This window comes from Streptomyces sp. WM4235 (genome assembly GCF_001279725.1).
In the GTDB taxonomy this organism is placed as follows: Bacteria; Actinomycetota; Actinomycetes; order Streptomycetales; family Streptomycetaceae; genus Streptomyces.
The window spans coordinates 21132-42493 of sequence record NZ_LGDE01000447.1 but is presented as its reverse complement, the minus strand read 5'-3'; the positions used below and the strand labels follow the sequence as shown (position 1 = coordinate 42493).

The 21362-nt window shown below is 73.3% G+C and carries 18 protein-coding genes; 9 read left to right on the top strand and 9 right to left on the bottom strand.

The window, feature by feature from the left end:
* Window positions 1–252 precede the first annotated feature (252 nt).
* From ADK55_RS30390 to ADK55_RS30375, 4 genes are all read left to right on the top strand, one after another.
* Window positions 253–1152, top strand: a complete 900-nt coding sequence (locus ADK55_RS30390; RefSeq protein WP_078999582.1) for an alpha/beta fold hydrolase — start codon at window positions 253–255, stop codon at window positions 1150–1152.
* A gap of 106 nt (window positions 1153–1258) precedes the next feature.
* A complete protein-coding gene (locus ADK55_RS30385) occupies window positions 1259–2857 on the top strand; it encodes an alkaline phosphatase D family protein (protein ID WP_199826667.1) in 1599 nt (532 codons plus the stop codon).
* A 120-nt stretch (window positions 2858–2977) separates the two neighbouring features.
* Window positions 2978–4438: a GNAT family N-acetyltransferase gene (locus tag ADK55_RS30380; RefSeq protein ID WP_053683248.1), complete on the top strand. Its 1461-nt coding sequence runs from the start codon at window positions 2978–2980 to the stop codon at window positions 4436–4438.
* 146 nt (window positions 4439–4584) lie between these two features.
* Window positions 4585–6291, top strand: coding sequence for a DUF885 domain-containing protein (locus ADK55_RS30375; protein ID WP_053683246.1), 1707 nt, complete (start codon window positions 4585–4587; stop codon window positions 6289–6291).
* Window positions 6292–6377: 86 nt separating this feature from the next.
* Here the strand turns inward: ADK55_RS30375 and ADK55_RS30370 are convergent, their stop codons facing one another.
* Window positions 6378–6893: a rhodanese-like domain-containing protein gene (locus ADK55_RS30370; RefSeq protein WP_053683244.1), complete on the bottom strand. Its 516-nt coding sequence runs from the start codon at window positions 6891–6893 to the stop codon at window positions 6378–6380.
* A 94-nt stretch (window positions 6894–6987) separates the two neighbouring features.
* Between ADK55_RS30370 and ADK55_RS30365 the strand changes: the two genes are divergently transcribed.
* On the top strand, window positions 6988–7434 hold the full coding sequence (locus ADK55_RS30365; protein WP_053683242.1) for an Lrp/AsnC family transcriptional regulator: 447 nt from the start codon (window positions 6988–6990) through the stop codon (window positions 7432–7434).
* On the opposite strand, the gene ADK55_RS30360 is transcribed toward ADK55_RS30365, so the two are convergent.
* The 3 genes from ADK55_RS30360 to ADK55_RS30350 form a co-directional block, all read right to left on the bottom strand.
* Window positions 7424–10435 (bottom strand): AAA family ATPase, encoded by a 3012-nt coding sequence (locus tag ADK55_RS30360; protein WP_053683240.1) that lies wholly within the window; start codon window positions 10433–10435, stop codon window positions 7424–7426. The two genes, ADK55_RS30365 and ADK55_RS30360, sit on opposite strands and share 11 nt — an antisense overlap.
* Window positions 10432–11601, bottom strand: a complete 1170-nt coding sequence (locus tag ADK55_RS30355) for an exonuclease SbcCD subunit D (RefSeq protein ID WP_053683238.1) — start codon at window positions 11599–11601, stop codon at window positions 10432–10434. Before ADK55_RS30355 ends, ADK55_RS30360 begins: the two co-directional genes overlap by 4 nt.
* Before the next feature lie 118 nt (window positions 11602–11719).
* The gene (locus tag ADK55_RS30350) at window positions 11720–12346 is read right to left on the bottom strand and encodes a YigZ family protein (protein ID WP_053683236.1); all 627 of its coding nucleotides are present in this window, start codon (window positions 12344–12346) and stop codon (window positions 11720–11722) included.
* A 144-nt stretch (window positions 12347–12490) separates the two neighbouring features.
* Here ADK55_RS30350 and ADK55_RS30345 point away from each other — a divergent pair, with 144 nt between their 5' ends.
* A complete protein-coding gene (locus tag ADK55_RS30345; protein WP_053683234.1) occupies window positions 12491–12895 on the top strand; it encodes a CoA-binding protein in 405 nt (134 codons plus the stop codon).
* A gap of 39 nt (window positions 12896–12934) precedes the next feature.
* On the opposite strand, the gene ADK55_RS30340 is transcribed toward ADK55_RS30345, so the two are convergent.
* Window positions 12935–13513, bottom strand: coding sequence for a helix-turn-helix domain-containing protein (locus ADK55_RS30340; RefSeq protein ID WP_053683232.1), 579 nt, complete (start codon window positions 13511–13513; stop codon window positions 12935–12937).
* Between the two features lie 110 nt (window positions 13514–13623).
* On the opposite strand from ADK55_RS30340, the gene ADK55_RS30335 reads away from it, so the two are divergent.
* Entirely contained in the window at window positions 13624–14490 is an 867-nt protein-coding gene (locus ADK55_RS30335) for a DMT family transporter (protein ID WP_053683230.1), read from the top strand.
* A 6-nt stretch (window positions 14491–14496) separates the two neighbouring features.
* Here ADK55_RS30335 and ADK55_RS30330 read toward each other — a convergent pair whose 3' ends face one another.
* Window positions 14497–15261 carry an acyltransferase gene (locus ADK55_RS30330; protein ID WP_053683426.1) on the bottom strand — a complete coding sequence of 255 codons (765 nt, stop codon included), beginning with the start codon at window positions 15259–15261 and terminating at the stop codon, window positions 14497–14499.
* A gap of 131 nt (window positions 15262–15392) precedes the next feature.
* Here ADK55_RS30330 and ADK55_RS30325 point away from each other — a divergent pair, with 131 nt between their 5' ends.
* The gene (locus ADK55_RS30325) at window positions 15393–15938 is read left to right on the top strand and encodes a gamma carbonic anhydrase family protein (protein WP_053683228.1); all 546 of its coding nucleotides are present in this window, start codon (window positions 15393–15395) and stop codon (window positions 15936–15938) included.
* Window positions 15939–16004: 66 nt separating this feature from the next.
* Here ADK55_RS30325 and ADK55_RS30320 read toward each other — a convergent pair whose 3' ends face one another.
* The 3 genes from ADK55_RS30320 to ADK55_RS30310 all read right to left on the bottom strand — a co-directional run bounded on the left by ADK55_RS30320 (window position 16005) and on the right by ADK55_RS30310 (window position 20178).
* Window positions 16005–16736 (bottom strand): DedA family protein, encoded by a 732-nt coding sequence (locus ADK55_RS30320; RefSeq protein ID WP_053683226.1) that lies wholly within the window; start codon window positions 16734–16736, stop codon window positions 16005–16007.
* 57 nt (window positions 16737–16793) lie between these two features.
* A complete protein-coding gene (locus ADK55_RS30315; RefSeq protein WP_053683224.1) occupies window positions 16794–19295 on the bottom strand; it encodes a glycoside hydrolase family 3 C-terminal domain-containing protein in 2502 nt (833 codons plus the stop codon).
* A gap of 430 nt (window positions 19296–19725) precedes the next feature.
* Window positions 19726–20178 (bottom strand): DUF4442 domain-containing protein, encoded by a 453-nt coding sequence (locus tag ADK55_RS30310; RefSeq protein ID WP_199826666.1) that lies wholly within the window; start codon window positions 20176–20178, stop codon window positions 19726–19728.
* A 96-nt stretch (window positions 20179–20274) separates the two neighbouring features.
* On the opposite strand from ADK55_RS30310, the gene ADK55_RS30305 reads away from it, so the two are divergent.
* Complete coding sequence (locus ADK55_RS30305) at window positions 20275–21306, top strand: hypothetical protein (protein WP_053683223.1); 1032 nt, start codon at window positions 20275–20277, stop codon at window positions 21304–21306.
* Window positions 21307–21362: the final 56 nt, after the last annotated feature.

The following is a 21362-nucleotide window of genomic DNA, read 5'->3' as shown; positions in this document are numbered from 1 at the left end:
ACGATAGGACGGCACACCACCTTGGTCAAGACCAATCCTCGCCGCTTTGTCGGGCAGATCGGGCATATGTAGCAACCCGTTCACGGGATGTTCGCGCTCCCGGACCACGGCCGCTCCGGCGACCACCGCGACCCCGCACGTCCGGGGGATTTCAACGCCCGATCCCCGGAGGGGACTTGCCGGCGGAAGCTACTGAACGGTAGTCATTACTGACAGCCTGTCTCACACGCGTCCAGCCCGACGAGGAGCAGCATGACCGCCACGGTCTCGTTCACGATCGATTCTCCGCTCGGCCCCCGTCCCGCCACCGTCGCCTACGAGCGCAAGGGCGCCGGCGAGCCGCTCCTCCTGCTCCACGGCATCGGCCACCACCTCCAGGCCTGGCACCCGGTGATCGACATCCTGGCCGCCGAGCACGAGGTCATCGCGGTCGACCTGCCGGGCTTCGGCGCCTCCGATCCGCTGCCCGCGGACGTCCCGTACGACCTGTCCACCGTCGCCCCGGCCCTCGGCGCGCTCTGCGCGGCACTGGGCGTGGAGCGTCCGCACGTCGCGGGGAACTCCCTCGGCGGGCTGCTCGCGCTCGAAATGGCGCGCACGCACCTCGTGCGGTCGGTGACCGCCCTGTCCCCCGCCGGGTTCTGGTCGCAGTCCGAGCGCCGGTACGCCTTCGCGGCCCTGCGGTCGATGCGCGTCGGCGCGAGGGCGCTGCCGCGGCCCACGCTGGAGCGGCTCTCGCGCAGCGGGGCGGGGCGGGCCGCGCTGACGGGGACCATCTACGCCCGCCCGGCCCGGCGTTCTCCCGAGGCGGTGGTGGCCGAGACCCTCGCCCTGCGCGACGCCACCGGCTTCGAGAAGACCCTGGCGGCGGGCGGATCCGTACTCTTCACCGACGACGTGCCGGGTCTGCCGGTCACCATCGCCTGGGGCGGCAGCGACCGGCTCCTCCTGCGGCGGCAGGGGGTGCGTGCCAAGCGCGTGATCCCGGCCGCCCGGCTGGTTCGGCTCCCGGGCTGTGGGCACGTCCCGATGAACGACGACCCCGCTCTCGTCTCCCGGGTCATCCTCGACACGGCGCGCCGGGCGTCGAGCGGTACGGCGGGCCCGATACCGGACGCGACGGCGTGGAGCGGGGAGCAGCGGGCGGTGTGAGCGGCCGGCGGCTGTTCATCCGCGGTTCGCGTGGGCGACGCGGCCGGGCCGGTGTGCGGCGACACACTGGTCCGGCCCGCCCCCGCCGGTCCCTGGAGACGCACCGATGGCACCCCTGCCGCACACCCGACGTTCCCTGCTCGGCAGTTCGCTCGCCGTTCCGGCCGGGCTCGTCCTGTCCGGGGCCTTCGCGTCGCCGGCGTTCGCCGCCCCGCGCCGGGCTCCCGCGCTCGTCCTCTCCGGCCGCCCGAACGCCCTCTGGGGCACCCAGTCCGGGGAGATCACCGCCCATTCGGCCACCGTCTGGACGCGCTCCGACCGTGCCGCGCGGATGTGGGTCGAGACCTCTCCGAGCGAGTCGTTCCGGTACGGTGTGCGCCGCCACGGCGGGGTGTTCCTCGGTCCCGCCACCGACTTCACCGGCACCGTCACCCTGCGCGATCTGCCGCCCGGCCGGCAGATCCACTACCGGATCGTGCTCGCGGACCCCGGCGATCCCCGCCGGACCGGCGAGCCGGTGCACGGCACGTTCCGCACCACGCCGGTGTCCCGCCGCCACGACGTGCGCTTCCTGTGGTCCGGTGACCTCGCGGGGCAGGGCTGGGGCATCAATCCCGAGGTCGGCGGGTACCGCGTCTTCGACGAGATGCGGCTGCGGGACCCGGACTTCTTCCTCTTCAGCGGCGACACGATCTACGCCGACGGTCCCCTCCAGGCCGCCGTGCCCCGGCCCGACGGGACGGTCTGGCGCAACGTCACCAGCGAGGAGAAGTCGAAGGTCGCGGAGACCCTGGCGGAGTTCCGCGGGAACTTCCGCTACAACCTGCTCGATCGCAACCTCCGCGACTTCAACGCCCAGGTCCCGGTGCTGGTCCAGTGGGACGACCACGAGGTGCGCAACAACTGGTATCCGGGGCAGCGGATCGAGGATCCCCGGTACACCGTCAAGGACGTCGACACCCTCGCCGGTCGGGCCCGTCAGGCCTTCGGGGAGTATTTCCCGGTCAGTGATCTGCGCGGTGGTGGTGTCGAGGGGCGGATGTACCGGGTGATGCGGCACGGGCCGCTGTTGGACGTGTTCGTCCTCGACATGCGGACCTATCGGAACCCCAATTCCCCCGACACCCAGACCGTCGACCCGATCGGCATTCTCGGTCCGGAACAGCTGGGCTGGCTCAAGCGCGAGCTCTCGCGCTCGCGCGCGACGTGGAAGGTGATCGCCTCGGACATGCCGCTGGGCATCGTCGTCGCCGACGGGGCCACCGACTTCGAGGCCGTCGCCCAGGGTGATCCGGGCGCCCCGCTCGGTCGGGAGCTCCAGATCGCCGAACTCCTGCGTCACATCAAGCACCGACGCATCACCGGCACCGTCTGGCTCACGGCCGACGTTCACTACACGGCCGCCAACCACTACGCGCCCGAGCGGGCCGCCTTCACGGACTTCGCGCCGTTCTGGGAGTTCGTCTCCGGCCCGATCGGTGCGGGCGCCTTCCCTGCGGGCCGCCTCGACGCGACCTTCGGGGCTCGGACCGCATACGTTCGGTCGGCCTCGGTGGCCAACATGTCCCCGGCCGAGAACCCGCCCTACTACGGCGAGGTCGACATCGACGGGGACAGCGGGGAGCTCACCGTGCGCCTGCGGCAGCAGGGAGGTCGGGTGCTCTTCACCAGGACGCTCCGACCGGGGCGCGTGGGGCAGTCGTGACCTCGCCGGAAACAACGGCCGAAACCCCTCGAAACATGGCAGACCGAGCGGATCGACACTTAACCAGTCGGTCACAGATCGTTCGTGATCACGCAACACCCCTGCGCCACAGTGGTGTGCATGACTGACCGTAATGTTGCCTCCGCCCAGCGTCCCCACCGCCACCACTGGCGCCGTGACGTCGTCGAACTCGCCGCCCTCTTCTGCGCCGTCGCGGTGGCCGACGGCATCGCCAATCTCGTGGTGCACGGCCCCAGGGGCCCGATCCTGCTGGTCGCCTCGGCCATCGCGCTCCTGGTCACGGCCGCCTTCCACACCTGGTGGGCACGCCGCCACAGTCATGCGCCCCCTCCGGGAAACTCCGCGCCCTCCGATCCGGCCGCGGCATCGGCGCCGCATGCCACACCCGCCGGGGAGAGCGCCGGTTCCCCCGCCGACCCGAAGGCGACCCCCGCCCTGTGGCGGATGCGCACGACGGTGCGTGACGAACCCGGCAGCCTGGCAGCGATCTGCACCGCGCTCGCCCGCAGCGGCGTGGACATCCTGACGTTGCAGACCCACCCCCTCCCCGAGGGCGGCACGGTCGACGAGTTCCTGCTGCGCGCCCCGCAGCGGCTGCCCTCCGCGGACCTGACCCGGGCCATCGCCGGGGCCGGCGGGCACAGCACCTGGATCGAGCGCGCCGACGCCCACGACCTGGTCGACACCCCGACCCGGGTGCTCGGACTCGCCACCCGCACCGCGCTGGACGCCGCCGAGCTGCCGCTCGCCCTGCGCCAACTGCTCGGCCGCTGCACGATCCACTCGATCCCCGCGACCACGCTCTCCGGCCGCCCCAACGCCGGCGCGGACGCCCCCGTCGAAGGGGTCCTGGAGGCCACGGTCATGCGGCTGCGCGACCCTTCGGGCGGCGCGATCACCGTGGAGCGCCCTTACCTTCCCTTCACCCCGACCGAGTTCGCCCGCGCCCGGGCACTGGTGGAACTCGACGCCCGGCTCGGGCCGCGCGTCCCGCGCAGCCAGGACGTGCTGACGTTGCCGGAGGGCAACGAGATCACCGTGCGGCGGGCCGACGGCTCCGATCTGGCCGCCGCCCGCGCGATGCACGACCGTTGCTCCGAGCGCACGCTGGGCCTTCGCTACCACGGTCCGGTCGGCGACGCCGATCGCTACCTCGGCCACCTGCTGAGTCCCCGGTTCGGTCGCACGTTGGCCGCGACGACCGCGTCCGGGAAGCTCGTCGCCCTCGGCCACCTGTTGTGGGACGGCGACGAGACCGAGGTGGCGCTGCTCATCGAGGACGACTGGCAGCGCCGAGGCATCGGCTCGGAGCTGCTGCGCCGCCTGCTGTCGATGGCCGTGGAGGCCGGCTGCGACAGCGTGTACGCCGTCACCCAGGCCTCCAACACCGGCATGGTCGCGGCCATGCGCGGTCTCGGGCTGCCCCTCGACTACCAGATCGAGGAGGGCACCCTGGTGATCACTGCCCGGCTGGACGCCGCCCGCGTCGGCTCCCGGTCGTCCTCCCACGAGGCCCCGCGCGAGCGGCACGCGTACGAGACCCGGCGGCTCCAGGGCTGAAGACACGCGATACCGAGGGCCGTTCGCCGGGTGCGGGCGGCCCCCGGTCGCGTACGGACCTCCCGGGAAACGCTCGGGTCGAGAGGCCCGCAGGCCGAGAGCGAACTCCGATGACGGGAGGGCGTCTCACATACGAAGATGGCCGTATGTCTGAGACCCTCCACAGTGACCGCGCCCGCCGGCTGCCCCGCCAGGTCGCCGACGCGTACGTAGACGACCTCATCGCCATCGACCCGATCACCGGTACCTACCTCGGCGTCGCCGAGAGTTCCCGCCGGCTCCCGGACTTCTCCCCGGCCGGTCGCGCGGCCGTCGCCGAGCTGGCCCGCACCACCCTCGACCGGCTCGACGCCGCCGAGCTGCTGCCCGGCGCCGACACCGACGCCGAGCGCCGCTGCGCGCGCCTGCTGCGCGAGCGCCTCACCGCGGAACTCGGCGTGTACGAGGCCGACGAGGACCTCCGCGCGGTCAGCAACCTCCACTCCCCCGCGCATTCGGTCCGCGAGATCTTCACGCTGACCCCGGCCGACACGGCGGAGGACTGGGCGGCCATCGCCGAACGGCTGCGGGCGGTCCCGGCCGCCTTCGCCGGCTACCGCGAGAGCCTGCGACTGGGCCTGGACCGGGGCCTGTACGGGGGTCCGCGCCCCACCGCCACCTTCATCGGCCAGCTCACCACCTGGGCCGGTCAGGCCGGCGACGGCGAGCGCGACTTCTTCGGGAAGTTCGCGGCGGACGGCCCGGACTCCCTGCGCGCCGAGCTGGACGAGGCGGCCGCGGCCGCCACGACCGCCGTCGTCGCACTGCGCGACTGGATGAGCGAGGTGTACGCACCCGCCGTCGCGGACGCCCCGGACACCGTGGGCCGCGAGCGCTACGCGCGCTGGTCCCGGTACTTCAACGGCACGGACCTGGACCTGGACGAGGCCTACGCCTACGGCTGGTCGGAGTACCACCGACTGCTCGCCGAGATGAAGGCCGAGGCGGACAAGATCCTGCCGGGCTCGAACCCGTGGGACGCGCTGCGGCACCTGGACGAGCACGGCACGCACATCGAGGGCGTCGACGAGGTCCGTGCCTGGTTGCAGGGCCTCATGGACGAGGCCATCGAGAACCTCGACGGCACCCACTTCGAACTCGCCGAGCGGGTCAAGAAGGTGGAGTCGATGATCGCCCCGCCGGGCGGCGCGGCGGCCCCGTACTACACCAACCCGTCGGAGGACTTCTCCCGTCCGGGGCGCACCTGGTTGCCGACGATGGGCCAGACCCGCTTCCCGGTGTACGACCTGGTCTCGACCTGGTACCACGAAGGGGTTCCGGGTCACCACCTCCAGTTGGCGCAGTGGACGCACGTCGCGGACCAGCTGTCCCGCTACCAGGCGAGCGTCGGTCTGGTGAGCGCCAACGCCGAGGGCTGGGCCCTGTACGCCGAGCGGCTGATGGACGAGCTCGGGTACCTGAAGGACGCCGAGCAGCGGCTCGGTTACCTGGACTGCCAGATGATGCGCGCCGCGCGCGTCATCGTGGACATCGGCATGCACCTGGAGTTGGACATCCCGGCGGACTCGCCGTTCCACCCGGGCGAGCGGTGGACGGTGGAGCTGGCGCAGGAGTTCTTCGGCCTGCACAGCGGTCGGCCGGGCGACTTCGTCGAGAGCGAGCTGACCCGCTACCTGTCGATGCCGGGCCAGGCCATCGGCTACAAGCTGGGCGAGCGCGCCTGGCTGCTGGGCCGGGACAACGCCCGCGCCACGCACGGCGAGTCCTTCGACCTGAAGGCGTGGCACATGGCGGCGCTGTCGCAGGGTTCGCTGGGGCTGGACGACCTGGTGGACGAGCTCTCGAAGCTCTGATCCGGCCGCGGCCCACGGATGACGACGGGCCGCCCACCCCTGCGCGGGTGAGCGGCCCGTCGTCGCGTCGGTGCGCACGGGCGAGGTCAGCAGCCGCAGTCGTCGGAGTCCGTGGGCGCGGTCAGCGGGTCGGCCTCGGCGCGCTGCCGGTTCCCCTCCCAGGTCTCGACCTCGAAGCCCTCGCGGATCCAGTACTCGATGCCGCCGAGCATCTCCTTGACCCGGTAGCCGCGTTCGGCGAGCGCCAGGGCGGACCGGGTGGCTCCGTTGCAGCCGGGGCCCCAGCAGTAGGTGACCACCGGGACGTCCTTGTCCAGGAGCTGGTCGGCCTGCCCGGGGATGAGCGCGGTGGGCAGGTGGATCGCGCCGGGCACGTGGGCCTGGTCCCAGGCCTCGGTGGAGCGGGAGTCGATCAGTTGGAAGCCGAGTGCGGCGCCCTCCTCGCGGTGGGCCCTGACCGCGGCGGCGACGTCGGAGACGTCCGCGTGGAAGGCGAGGCTCGCCGCGAAGTAGGCGGCCGCCGCGGCCGGGCTCGCCGGGGGGACCCGGAGCACGGGGTGGGTGGTGGCGGGGGTGGCCGCGGTGTTCCGTGTCGTCGTCATGGTCTGGAATCTATGACCTGCCGATCAGCGTCGGAAGGCAGTTCCCCCGGCCTTCCTCTTGTATCGCCGGGGATTGTCCTGCTACATCTGCGGGATGACCGACTATTCCCCCGACGCCACCGACTGGCGCATCCTGGCGGCCCTGCAAGAGAACGGACGGGCCGGTTTCGCCGAGCTCGCGCGGGCGGTGTCCATGTCCGCGAGCGCCGTCACCGAGCGGGTGCGTCGGCTGGAGGAGGCGGGCGTGATCACCGGGTACACGGCCGTGGTGGATCCCGAGAAACTGGGCAAACCCGTGCTCGCCCTGGTTCGGCTGCGCTATCCGCACGGCAACTACAAGCCGTTCAACGATCTTCTGGAGGCCACACCGGACATCCTGGAGGCCCACCACGTCACGGGCGACGACTGTTTCGTGCTCAAGGTGGCCGCGCGCTCCATGCGGCACCTGGAGGAGATCACCGGCCGGATATCGGGGCTCGGGTCCGTCACCACGAGCATCGTGTACTCGTCCCCGCTGTCGCGGCGGCCCCTCAGCCCCTGAGACCGCCGGTACGGTGGCGCACGATCGAGCCGCCGCGCTGCTTGACGATCTCCAGCTGGGCCTGGACCCGGGTCCGCAGATCGGCGACGTGGCTCACGATCCCGACGCTGCGGTCCCGCTCGCGCAGCGAGTCCAGCACGTCGAGGACCTCGTCCAGGGCCTGGTCGTCGAGGCTGCCGAACCCCTCGTCGATGAACAGGGTGTCGAGGCGCATCCCGCCGGTCTCGTCGGTGACCACGTCGGCCAGCCCGAGGGCGAGCGCGAGCGAGGCGAAGAAGGTCTCGCCTCCGGACAGGGTGGCGGTGTCCCGCTCGATGCCGGTCCAGGCGTCCACCACGTGGAGCCCCAGGCCGGAGCGGCCCCGGCCGCTCGCCCTCGCGTCGGAGTGGACGAGCGTGTAACGGCCGCCGGACATGCGCAGCAGCCGCACCGTCGCGGCCGCGGCGACCTGCTCCAGTCGGGCGGCCAGGACGTACGACTCCAGCCGCATCTTGCGCTCGTTGTCGGCGGAGGTGCCCGCGGTGAGTCCGGCGAGCCGGGCCACCCGGTCGTAGGCCTCGCGCAGCGGGCCCAGGGCCCGCAGTTCCTGCTCGGCCTGCCGGGAGAGCCGGTCCAGTTCGGCGCAGCGCACCCGGGCGGCGTCGACGGCGGAGCCGGCCGTGCGCAGCCTCGCGGCGGCCGTGTCCGCGTGTGCCTCGGCGGTGTGCGGGTCGGCGGGCGGCAGGGTCGCCGCGGCGGCGGTCTCGCTCTCGCCGCGGCGGTCGGCGAGCATGGCCTCCTCGGCCTGCCAGGAGTCCAGCCGGTGCTGGAGCGCGGTGCGTTCGTACTCGGGGAGTACGGCGTCGGCCGCCGCGTCGGTGGTGTCGAAGCCGGCCTTGAAGGCGGCGTCGGCGAGTTGGTCGTCGGCCTCCTTAAGGCGGGCGGCGGTCGTCTCGGCGCGGCGCAGGGACGCGGCGGCGCCGGTGACCATCCGGATCCGGTCCTCCAGGATCCGGGCGCGGGCCGCGACGCTGGGCGCGTCGCCCCGTACGAGGACCAGTTCGGCTTCCAGGGAGGCCTGTTCCCGTTCGAGGGCCTCGCGGCGGGAGGCGCGTGCGGCGGCCCGGCGCTCGGCGTCGAGCCGGTCGGCGCTGCGCGCGGCGTGCTCCTGCTCGGCGCGTGCGAGGCGCTCGCGGGCGGCGTGCAGTCCGGCGGCGTCGGCGTGGGCGGCCGCGTGCCGGGAGCTCAGGTCGGCGCTCCGCGCGAGCAGTTCGGCGGTGGTGGCGTCCCCGGCCGCGGCGGCGGCCTCGGACTCGGCCTCCCGCACGGCGGCCAGTCTCCGCTCGACGGTGGCCCTGCGTTCCTCGGCCTGCTCGAAGCGGGCGTGGGCGGCGTCCTCGGCGGCCCGGTCGACGTGCCCGGGCGCGGGGCGGGCCGGCTCGGGGTGCTCCGCCGATCCGCACACCGTGCAGGGCTCCCCCGCCACCAGCGCCGCGGCGAGTTCGGCGGCGATCCCGCGCAGTCGGGTCTCCTTCAGCTCCAGCCAACGTTCCCGGGCTGCGGTGGACTCCTCGCGTACGGCCAGCAGGTCGCCCGAGGCGGCTTCGGCGTCGGCGGCGAGGGCGTCACGTCGCCGGGCGGCGCTCAGGTGCATCCGGGCGGGCTCCAGGCGGCCCGCGAGCTGTTCGGCGAGGGTGGCGGCCTGTTGGGCGGCGTCGGCGCGGGCGACCAGCGCGGTCCGGGTGGCGTCCCAGCGGGCGAGCCACTCGGCGGATTCCTGGTGTTGCTCGTCGGCGTCCCGGGACTCCCGGTCGAGAGTGGCGCGTTCGCGACCGATCTCGGCGCTGCGCTGCTCGGCGCGTTGGGCGGCGCCGACCGCGCCGAGTTCCTCGCGCAACCGCTGCTCGACGGTGGCGAGTTGTTCCGTGCCGGCCTCGGCGAGGGCCGGGGGGAGTTCGGCGCGGGCGAGGGATTCCGCGTGGGCGGCGGTCAGGTGGGCGCCGGCCGCGGCTCCGCGCAGTTCCAGGGCGGGGGCGACGAGGGCACCCCGACGGGCCCGGTCCAGGAGGGCCCGGACCCGCTCCCGTTCGGGTGCGGCCTCGGCGAACAGGGCGGCCCGGCGGGTGGTCTCGGCGTGCCGGCGCTGGAGCCGGTCGAGTTCCCGGGCGTCCTCGGCGGCCCGCCGGGCGGCGGCGTACCGGCTTTCGACGGCGGCCAGCGCGTACTCGGCCACGGTCAGCCGTTCCCGGGCGGCGCACCGTGCGACGGCCGCCCAGGCCCGGATCGCCTCGGCGAGGCCGGGGTCGCCGGGCTGGTGGCGGGGCAGCGGCCAGGAGCGCAGGTCGGCGCAGTCCCCGGCGGCCTGGGCGAGACGTTGGGCGGTGTGGAGGACCTTCTCGTCACCGGCGCGCACCTTGGCCTCGGCGGCCCGGCGGCGTTCCGCGAGCAGCGTCTCGACGGCGGCGAAGCGGCGGGTGTCGAAGAGCCGCCCGAGCAGTCGGCCGCGGGCCTCGGCGCCGGCCCGCAGGAACTGGGCGAACTCCCCCTGCGGCAACAGCACCACCTGACAGAACTGGTCGCGGCTCATGCCGAGGAGTTGTTCGACCTCCTCGCCGATCTCCTGGTGGGAGCGGCTCAGCGCGGTCCAGTTCTCGCCGTCGTACTCGCGCAGCCAACTCTGCGCCTTGTCCTTGGTCGTGCCCGTGCCGCGTTTCTTCGGCCGGTCCTGTTCGGGCCGCCGGGTGATCTCCAGACGGCGTCCGCCCGCGGTGAGTTCGAGGGTGACCTCAGTGGGGGTCTCGGGGGCCGCGTGGTCGCTGCGCAGGCTGTTCCCCGGGTTCTGGCGGACGCCGGGCACGGAGGCGTAGAGGGCGTAGCAGACCGCGTCGAGGACGGAGGTCTTGCCCGCTCCGGTGGGGCCGTGCAGGAGGAAGACGCCGGCGCCGGAGAGGGCGTCGAAGTCGATCTCCTGGGGTTCCGCGAAGGGGCCGAAGGCGGTGACCTTGAGCCGGTGCAGCCTCATCGGGCGGTCTCCTCGTGCCGGGCCTGGGCCCGTACGTCGTCGAAGGCGCCTTGGAGCACGACCCGTTCGGCCTCGTCGGCGGATCCGCCGCCGCGCACGTGGGCGACGAAGTCCTCGGCGATCTCCTGATCGCTGCGGCCCTTGAGCCGTTGGGCGTAGGAGATCCCGCCGTCCTCCTCGCGGCCGTCGGGGTCGAAGGCGAGGCTGAGGGTGTGCGGGAAGCGGGCGGCGAGGCGCGCCATGGGGTCCTCGGGCCGGGCGGGGTCGGTGAGGGTGGCCTCGATCCAGGAGTTCTCGTGCCGGGTGAGCGCGGAGTCCGCGAGCAGGTCGTCCAGTCGGCCGCGGATCCGGGCGAGGGGGCGCGGGACGGGGTTCTCGATCCGTTCCGCGCTCGTCAGTTCGCCGCCCGCGCCGAGGTCGATCAGCCACATGGTCTTGCGGTGGTCGGCCTCGGAGAAGGAGTAGGCCAGCGGGGAACCCGAGTAGCGGACCCGTTCGTTGATGGTCTGGCAGCCGTGGAGGTGGCCGAGTGCGGCGTAGTCCACCCCGGCGAAGACGTCGGCGGGCACGGCCTCGACCCCTCCGACGGTGATGTCGCGCTCGCTGTCGCTGGCCGTCCCCCCGGTGACGAAGGCGTGGGAGAGGACGATCGAGCGGGTGCCGGGTGCCCGGGCGGCCAGGTCGGCCCGGATCCGGCGCATCGCCGCGCCCAGCACCGCCTCGTGACCGACCCGGTCCGCTCCCAGGGTGTCCTTCACCAGCGCCGGTTCGAGATAGGGCAGTCCGTACAGCGCCACGTCGCCGTGTGCGTCCGACAGCACCACGGGGTCGGCGCAGCCCGCCGGGTCGGTCCGCAGGAAGATCCCGGCCCGGTCGATCAGCCCGGCGCCGACTCCGAGGCGGCGGGCGGAGTCGTGGTTCCCGGAGATCATCACGGTCGGTACGCCGAGTGCGGCGAGCCGGTGCAGGGCCCGGTCGTACAGTTCGACGGCGGGCAGCGGGGGCACGGCCCGGTCGTAGATGTCGCCGGCGACGAGGACGGCGTCGACCTCGTGCTCCTCGACGGTCGCGACGAGGTGGTCGATGAAGGCGGCCTGGGCTCCGAGCATGTTCACGCGGTGGAAGGAGCGTCCGAGGTGCCAGTCGGAGGTGTGCAGGAACTTCACTCGCCGGCCCCGCCGCGCATGCCGTCTCCCCCTGGTCGTCCTCTGGCCCTGTGCCCCCTCTACGCTAACCGGTCACCGGGCCCGCGAAGGACGTGTTCGGGGCGCCCGCGTCCCGCAGTCAGGGGGCGTACGTCTCCCCGCCCAGGGTGAGGGTGGCGCTGCCCGCGGTGCTGTCGGCGAGCCAGGCCTCGAACGCGGGCAGGTCGGCCTCGGGGATCGCGACCTCGATCTCCACCGCGGTTCCGTAGCGCAGGTCGACCACGGTGCGACCGGTGGAGCGGAGGTCGTTCTGGGTCTTGCCGGCGCGCTGGTGGTCGACGGTGACGGTGGCCAGGCGGTAGCGCCTGCGGGTCACGGTGCCGAGGGCGTCGAGCGCCTCGCCGACGACTCCGCCGTAGGCGCGGATGAGGCCGCCGGCGCCGAGTTTCACGCCGCCGTAGTAGCGGGTGACGACGGCGACCGCGTAGCGGATGTCGCGTCGGGTGAGCATCTGGAGCATGGGGACTCCGGCGGTGCCGCCGGGTTCCCCGTCGTCGCTCGCCTTCTGGACGGAGGCGTCGGCGCCGATCACGTAGGCGTGGCAGTTGTGCGAGGCGGTGGGGTGCTCCTTGCGGATGCGCGCGATGAACGCCTGCGCCTCCCGCTCGGTCGCGGCCGGGGCGAGCGAGCACAGGAACCGCGAGCGGTTGATCTCGGACTCGTGCACGCCCTCGCGGGCCACCGTCACGTACTGGTCTGCCGTCACCGTCCCACCCTAAGCCGTGGCCAAGGGTCTCTCCGGCCGCCCGCCGGGCCCGGGAATCGGACACGCGTCCCGGCGGTTGATCGACGTGCGGGCCGGCATCGGGCCGGGCCGCGCGCAGCACCGGAGCAGCAGGAGGCGGCACACGTGTACGGCGACCCCGCGACCATCCGCAAGATCCTCACCGAACTCGGTGACACCTGGGCCGTGGTGGGCCTGTCCAACAACGAGGACCGGGCGGCTTACGGGGTGGCCCGCGTGCTCCAGCGGTACGGCAAGCGCGTGATCCCCGTACACCCCAAGGCGGAGACGGTGCACGGCGAGCGGGGTTACGCCTCGCTCCGCGAGATCCCGTTCAAGGTCGACGTGGTCGACGTCTTCGTGAACAGCGCCCTCGCCGGCGCCGTGGCCGACGAGGCCGTGGCGGTCGGGGCGGAGGCCGTCTGGTTCCAACTGGACGTGATCGACGAGGAGGCCTGCGCCCGTACCCGCGAGGCCGGTCTGGACATGGTCATGGACCGCTGCCCGGCGATCGAGATCCCGGCGCTCTGACCGCCCGACCGGCCGGCCGCGTTCACCGCACGTGAGCCCTCACGGCCCGGTCACCGGCGGGATCGAGACCGCCATGGTCATCTCCATGGGCTCGGTCCCGTCGTTGCGGTAGGTGTGCGGGACGTTCCCCTCGAAGGAGACGGCCCCTCCCGCGGGCACCGTGTACGCCTCCCCGTCGACGAGGAGGGTGAGGGTGCCCGCCGTGACGTGGAGCATCTCCAGGGTCCCCGACGGGTGGGCGTCGGAGTCGGTGCCCTCGCCGGGTTCCAGGAGGTAGGTCCAGACCTCCAGCGGCCCGCGCCGGTCGTCGCCGAGCAGCATGGTGGCGCCGCTGCCGCCCTCGGTGGACCACATCCGCACCCCCTGCCCCGGCAGTACCACCTGCACCTGCGGACTGCGGTCGCGGTCGAGCAGGGTCGTGATGCTGACGCCGAGCGCGTCGGCCAGTTTGACCGTGGTGCCGACGCTGGGGTTCGTCCGGGCCTGCTCGATCTGGATGATCATCCCGCGGCTGACCCCGGCCCGGGCCGCCAGCGCCTCCAGGGTGAAGCCCCGCTCACCGCGCCATCGCCTGAGGTTCCGCGCGAGGGCCTGGGTGAGCTCCTCTAGGTCCGACAACGTATCGCCCCCACACTCGTGGTCCAATATTCTGACTGACAGAGTCCAATGGAATGGACTATGGTGCGCGGTACTTCACCGTTCAATGCACTGTACTGCGAGGTCCTGCCATGACCACCCTGTTCGCCCTGGCCACAGCCGTGCTGTGGGGCCTCGCCGACTTCGGCGGCGGGCTGCTGACCCGTCGCCTGCCGGCGCTCACGGTGGTCGTGGTCTCGCAGCTCGTCGCCGTCGTCGTGCTGGGCGCGGTGGTCCTCGGCACCGGCGCCTGGCACGAGGCCGGGCCCCAGCTGTGGTTCGCCGTCGGCGCCGGACTGGTCGGCCCCCTGGCGATGCTCGCCTTCTACGAGGCGCTGGCGCTCGGACCGATGGGCGTGGTGTCCCCGCTGGGTTCGCTCGGCGTGATCGTGCCGGTCGGGGCCGGGCTGGCGCTGGGCGAGCGGCCCGGGCTCGGCCAGTTCGCCGGGATCGCCGTGGCCGTCGGGGGCATCGTCCTCGCCGGCGGCCCCGAGCTGCGGGGAGCACCCGTACAGCGCCGGGCCGTCGTGCTCACCCTGGTGGCGGCCTTCGGGTTCGGCGCGGTGATGGCCCTGATCTCGCACGCCTCCACCACCCTCACCGGCCTGTTCCTGGCCCTCTTCGTCCAGCGGGTGACGAACGTGGCCGCCGGCGGCGCGGCCCTGTGGGTCCGGACCCGGCGCGGCGCCCCCGCCCTTCCGGCGGACGGCGGGCGCGCGATCCTGTGGGGACTGCTGCCGGCGCTGGCCTTCGTCGGCCTCGCGGACGTAGCGGCGAACGGCACGTACTCCGTCGCCGCGCAGAGCGGCCCGGTCACCGTGGCCGCCGTGCTTTCCTCGCTCTACCCGGTGATCACCGCGCTGGCCGCGTTCGTGATGCTCAAGGAGCGGCTGCGGACCGTACAGGCGGCGGGCGCCGGACTGGCCCTGGCGGGTACCGTCCTGCTGGCCGCCGGGTAGCGCCCGCTACGCCGGGTCGCCCGCGATCTCGGAGGTGCGCTGCTCCGCCTCCGCCAGTTCGGCCAGTGCCCGCAACTGCCCGGGGGTGACCCCGTCCGCTATCGGCACCGGCGTGGGTGTGCGCAGCGGCGGCTGCCAGCCCGTCTCCGGCTCCCAGCGCCGCACGATCCGCGCCGGCGCCCCCGCCACCACCGCGTGGTCGGGTACCTCACCGCGTACGACGGCCCCCGCGGCCACCACCACGTTGCGGCCCAGCCGGGCGCCGGGAAGGATCACCGCGCCCGTCCCGAGCCAGCAGCCCGGGCCGATCTCCACCGGGGCGCTGCGCGGCCACTGCTTGCCCACGGGTTCGTGCGGGTCGTCGTAGCTGTGGTTGGTGGAGGTGATGTAGACGCCGGGCCCGCAGAAGGTGTCGTCGCCGATGGTGATCCGGGTGTCGGCGATGACGTGGCTGCCCCGGCCGAGGACCACGCCGTTGCCGAGGACGAGCATCGGGTCCGGGCCGAGGTCGAGGTCGGGCATCATCCCGGCGGTCAGGGTGACCTGTTCGGCGATGATGCAGTGGTCTCCGAGCCTGATCCAGGGTTCGCCGAAGATCGTGCCTTGCGGGAAGGCGAGGCGGGTGGCGGGCCCGATGGCGTCGAAGCGCAGCCGTCCCGGGGTCTCGGCGGTGACGGCGCCGGCACGCTGCATCCAGCGCCAGCCCGCGTGGACGGCGCGGTTGACCACCCGACGCCGCAGGGATGAGAACGTGTTCTGGTTCTTCGGCACCCGGTCACCGTAGCGTGCCGGCCGCCGGTACCGCGCCGTGATCTTCACCCCATCCCGGGGCCTCCGAGGGAGGTGGCCTACCGTGCTGTCAGCGCGGCAGACAGCGGACCACGGAACAGAGGGAAGAGAACATGACGCAGCAGGCGGCCCAGGCACTCGTCGCGGGTGTGGGCGGACGGCAGCCGGTCATCGATCCCACCGCCTTCACGGCGCCCACCTCGGCGGTGATCGGCGACGTGACCCTCGCCGCGGGCGCGAGCGTCTGGTACTCGGCGGTGCTGCGCGCGGACTGCGGCCCGATCGCGCTCGGCGCCGACAGCAACGTGCAGGACAACTGCACGATCCACGTGGACCCCGGCTTCCCGGTCTCCATCGGCGCGCGCGTCTCCATCGGCCACAACGCGGTGGTGCACGGCTGCACCGTCGAGGACGACTGCCTCATCGGCATGGGCGCCACCGTGCTGAACGGCGCGGTGATCGGCGCCGGTTCGCTGGTGGCCGCGCAGGCACTGGTCCCGCAGGGGATGGTGGTCCCGCCGGGCTCCCTGGTCGCGGGCGTGCCGGCCAAGGTGCGGCGCGAGCTCACGGAGGAGGAGCGCGAGGGGATCAAGGTCAACGCCCTGATGTACACGGAACTGGCCAAGCAGCACCGCGCCTCGGTGACCCCCGACGCCTGACGCGGTTCCGCCGGCCCACCGCCCGTCGGCGGGCCGGCGGACGCGGGCCGCCGGCGGGTCGGGGCGTCAGTCCGACGCCCTCGCCGAGGTCGGCGCCGAGGACGCCGGCGCCGCCGACGGCTCGGTCGACTCGGAGGACCGGGCCGCGGGCGTCCGCCCGGCGGGTACGTCCGACTCCGTCTCCCGCAGCTGCGCCGCCGCCTTCTTCATCCGGCCGCGCACCACCAGCGTCACCGCCAGCCCGAAGAGCAGGGCCGCCGCCAGGGCCAGCCAGGAGAACCGCTTCAGCCACGGCTCGGCGACGATCCCGACGGAGTAGATGACGGCGGTGGTGCCGCCGGCCCAGAGGATGCCGCCCAGGATGTTCGCGACGAGGAAGCGCCAGTACGGCATGCGCAGCACGCCCGCCAGCGGTCCGGCGAAGATCCGCAGCAGCGCCACGAACCGGCCGAAGAAGACGGCCCACATGCCCCACTTGTCGAAGGAGCGTTCCGCCAGTGCCACGTGTTCCGGCCCGAAGTGCTTCGGGAAGCGCCGGCCGAGCTTCTCCAGCAGCGGCTTTCCGCCGCGCCGGCCGATGGCGTAGCCGATGGAGTCGCCCACGATGGCCCCGGTGATCGCGCAGAGCCCCAGCACCACCGGGTTGATGTCGCCGTGCTGCGAGGCCAACAGGGCCGAACTGACCAGGATGATCTCCCCGGGCAGTGGGATGCCCAGGCTCTCCAGTCCGATGACCAGCCCCACCAGGAGATAGACGCTGACCGCCGGAATCGTCTCCAGCCATTCCTGGATGTGCACCGGTACGTCCTCCAGATCATCTTCGGCGCGCCCCCTGTGACACGCCGAACGGGCAGCCTATCGGCTCGCCACGACGGCCCTCGCCCTCAGTGGCAGTTCACGCGAGGAACGGCCCGCGAACACCTCACGCGGGCCTGAACCCACCACCCAGGTGTGCTGGTCCGGGTCCCACGACGACAGCGTCCGGGCGTCGATGTCGACGGTGACCCGCTGCGCCTGCCCCGGGGCCAGGGTCAGCCGCCGGTACCCGGCCAACACGCGCACCGGCTGGTCCAATCGCAGCGAGCCGGCCGGCCCGAGGTACACCTGCGCCACCTCCACGCCCTTGCGGGGTCCGGTGTTGCGGACCGTGAACTCCACGCGCAGCCCGCCGCGCTCCGCTCGCACGGCGAGCTTCTCGTACGCCCACGTCGTGTACGAGAGCCCGTGCCCGAAGGGGAACAGCGGCTCCACCTTCTGCGCGTCGTACCAGCGGTGGCCGACGTGCACGCCCTCGGTGTACTCCTGCCGGCCGCCGACGCCGGGGTAGCGCTGCGGGTCCCCGCCGACCGGGGTCGCCCGCTCCTCGACCGGGAAGGTCTGCGTCAGCCGGCCGCCCGGGTCGACGTCCCCGAAGAGCAGGTCTGCGGTCGCTCCGGCCCCCTCCTGCCCCGGGTAGTACATCTGGAGGACCGCCCCGGTCCGCGCGAGCCAGGGCATGGTGGTGCTGGAGGAGGTGTTGAGGACCACGGTGGTCCGCGGGTTGACGGCGGTGACGGCCTCGATCAGCGCGGCCTGTCCGCCCGGCAGCGCGAGGGAGGTGCGGTCGCGGCCCTCGGTGGCGTCCTCGTATGCGAACAGCACCACGCTGTGGGCCTCTTCGGCGGCCTTGACGGCCTCGGCGACGTCGGCGGCCCTGCCGGCGCGGGTGATGTGCCGCAGCCGGAAGCGCAGGCCCTTGTCCCCGCCGTCCGCGGTGACCGCGAGGCGGTGGACGCCGGCCTTGAGGGCGCGGGTGTGGCGCCGGACGGTCAGCCCGTCGGGGGCCGCCCCCAGGAGCCCGCCCGCGAAGTACTCGGCGACGCCCTGGCGTACGGGGAACAGGTCCTCCCCGTCGAGGCGTACGACCGGCCGCTTCCCGGCGTAGTGGACGATCAGCGTCCACTCGTCGTCCGCGGCCAGGGTGAACGTTCCCTCGTGGCTCCAGCGGCGGCCGGCGTCCACGCTGCGGTCGTCCAGATCGGCGGGCGGCGTCAGCAGGGTGGGCGGGAGCGCCCGGCCGTACACGTCCTCGCCGAGCACGTGACGGACGCTCGCCCCGTTCCCGGCGCGCCGCTTGATGGCGGTGAGCGGGGCCTCGGCCGCGTCGGGGACCACGTGGGCGCTGCCGCCGCCGCCGACGAACGGCACCTGGCCGGTCGGGCCGATCACGGCGATCGAGCGGGCCGCCGCCCCGGTCAGCGGCAGGGTGCCGTGTTCGTTGCGCAGCAGAACCGCCCCGGCGGTGGCCACCTTGCGGGCGAACCGGGCCCCGGCGGAGGCGTCGCGGGTGGGGCGGGCGACGGGATGTTCGGCGAGCAGCCCGAATCGGTCCATGGTGGTCAGGATCCGGCGTACGGCCAGGTCCACGGTGTCCTGTGAGACCGAGCCACCGCGCACCGCCTCGCGCAGCGGGGCGCCGTAGTGGGTGCCACCGGGCATCTCCATGTCGAGGCCGGCGTTGACGGAAGCGACGGTGCCGTGGGTGGCGCCCCAGTCGGAGACCACCCAGCCGTCGAACCCCCAGCGGCCGCGCAGCAGTTCGTCCAGGAGCGCCTTGTTCTCGCAGGCATAGGTCCCGTTGACCTTGTTGTACGCGCCCATCACGGCGCCGACACCGGCGGCGACCGCGGCCTCGAATCCCCTCAGTTCGGTCTCGTGCAGGGTCTGTTCGGAGACGACGACGTCGATGGTGTCGCGACCGCGTTCCTGGTTGTTGAGCGCGAAGTGCTTGACGGTGGCGATCATTCCCTCGTCCTGGATCCCCCGCACGAGTTCGGCGACCAGGTCGGCCGTGAGCCTGGGGTCCTCGGCGAAGGTCTCGAAGTTGCGTCCGGCGAACGGGGTGCGGATCAGGTTGACCATGGGGGCGAGCAGGACGTCCTGCCCCAGCGCCCGGCCCTCGCGGCCCAGGACCCGTCCGTACTCCCGGGCGAGCGCCGGGTCGAAGGCGGAGGCCAGCAGCACGGGCGCGGGCAGCGCGGTGGCGCGTGCGGCGACGCGGACGCCGGCGGGTCCGTCGGCGAGCCGCAGGGCCGGGACGCCGAGCCGGGGAACGCCGGGCACGTGGCCGGCCTGGCCGAGCGGGGCGGGGTCCGGGGCCCCGTGCAGCAGGGCGGTCTTCTCGTCGAGGGTGAGCCGGCCCAGCAGGGCGTCGATCCGGGCCGTGCCGGCCGGCTGCCCGGCGGGTCCCGCCGCGGGGGACGCCTTGCGGGGCGCGGCCCCTGGCGGTACGGCGGCCACGCAACCGGCGGTGGCGAGCGTGGCGCCCAGGGCGCCGAGCAAACGCACCGCGGAACGTCTGGACACGGCCTCGCTCATGGGCGCTCCCTGCGGCGTCGGCATCGGCGGGAGCGGCCCGCGCCGGACCGCTCCCGCGCCCACTGTGCGCCGGGGCGCCGGCGGGTTCGCCCGGACGCGCCACCGCGACGCCGAGGTTCAGCCCTGCGGCGGCTGCGGCAGCCCCTGCGCTGAAGGCAGCGGCGTCCGAGGCCGGTTGCTCGCGGGTGGAGTGGGCGGCCGATACCGACAACCCGGCGGCGTTGGACTTCTACGCGGCGCGGGGAGCGGAGCCCCGTGCCGGGAAGGTCATCCACCGGCTCGGGCGGTAGGCCCGTGGGCCGAGGCGCGCCGCGCCGGGGCGAGGCCGGCTGAGCCGGCGGCCTGACGGAACCCTGCCCCGCCGGTCGCCCGGAAACTCCCTGGGCTTCCCCCCGAAGGCCCAGGGAGAGCCTCCCTGACGCGCCGCGTGCTACGCGTTGGGGCGCAGCGTCCAGACGACGGTCATCTCACCCGTCACGGCCTCGTCCTCGCGCTGGATGGCGATGGTGACGGGGAACTCGGGGCGACCGCCGGCGTCCAGCTCGGCGATGACCTCGGCGGCCGGGCGGCCGAGCGTGGCGGTGGCGGTGACGACGCCCTTGGCGAGCTTCTTGTAGCCGATCTCCGCCTTGACGGCGAGCGGTACCGCGCGCGAGAGCTGGTCGCTGAAGGCGGCCAGGACGATGGCGCCGCTCGCGGACTCGGCCAGCGTGAACATGGCGCCGGCGTGCGGGCCGCCCACGTGGTTGTGGTAGTCGGGCTGGTCCGGCAGGCGGACGACCGCGCGCTCCGGAGTGGTCTCCAGGAACTGGAGGTTGAGGGTGCGGGCCATCGGTACCGTCGCGGCGAGCAGTTCGCCCACGTTCATCTGTTCTGCGCTCATGGAACGCGATGTTACCCACGAGTAGATGCGGTTGGCCAGACCTCCCCCGGGGGCGGCCGTGGCTCCCGACACCCGCTCCCACTATCGTTACCGGCCATGTGGCCAGGACAGCAGCAGCCGCCCGGGGGAGAGAACGACCCCCAGGACGCGCAACAGAACCCGTACCAGCAGCAGCCGGGAACGCCGAACCCGTACCAGCAGCAGCCGCCGCAGCAGGGGTTCGGCGAGCAGCAGCCGCCCGGCTACGGCTATCCCCAGCCGGGCTACCAGACGCCCCCTCCCGTACAGCCGTGGGGACAGCAGCCCCCGCAGACACCCCAGGGCGGCGGAACCCGCTTCTCCACGAAGACCGTGGCCATCGTCGCGGCCGCGGCGGTCGTCGTCACGGCCGCCGTCACCGGCACCTTCGTCCTCACCCGGGACAAGAAGAGCGACCAGGCCGACGACAAGCCCGTCGTCGCCGCCTCGTCCCCCGCCGCGAGCTCGGCCGCCCCGGCCACCCCCACCGGGAACCCGCGCGCCGGTGGTGACCTGAAGCCGGTGATCCCCGGTTGGAAGGTCGTCGTCAACCCGAAGCACGGCACCGCCTTCGACGTCCCGCCGGACTGGGAGGTGCTGAGCTCCGGCATGTCGATCGGCTTCGAGGACGAGGCCAAGGGCGACGGCTCGCCGATCGTCATGATGTCCGCGCCGGCGTACCTCAAGCAGGACTGGTGCAAGGTCGACTCCGACAAGAACGGCAGCGAGGAGACCACGTCGCTCGGCGGCACCGGCACCAAGGGCGGCCAGGGAGCGAAGGACACCGCCGAGGCGGCGCGCACCGAGGCCGGCAACTGGGTCTTCGCCGGATACGCGCAGAAGGGACCGAAGGGCACCACCAAGGTCACGGAGCCCAAGGAGTACACCACCTCCTCCGGTCTCAAGGGGCACATGGCGACCGCCTCGGTGACCGGCCTGCCGAAGGAGAACAAGTGCTCCTCGGACGGCAAGAGCATCGCCTTCAGCTTCAAGAACGCCAAGAACGACTTCGCGACCTGGGTCCTCTACAGCGCGGCCGGGGTTCCCGGCGAGGTCAGCCAGGAGACGTACGAGAAGATCCTCAGCTCCGTCCGCCTCAACGCGAGCTGATCTTCGCAGCCCCCTGCCCGGGGCCGGAATTTCGTTTGGAATCCCGGCCCCGGGCA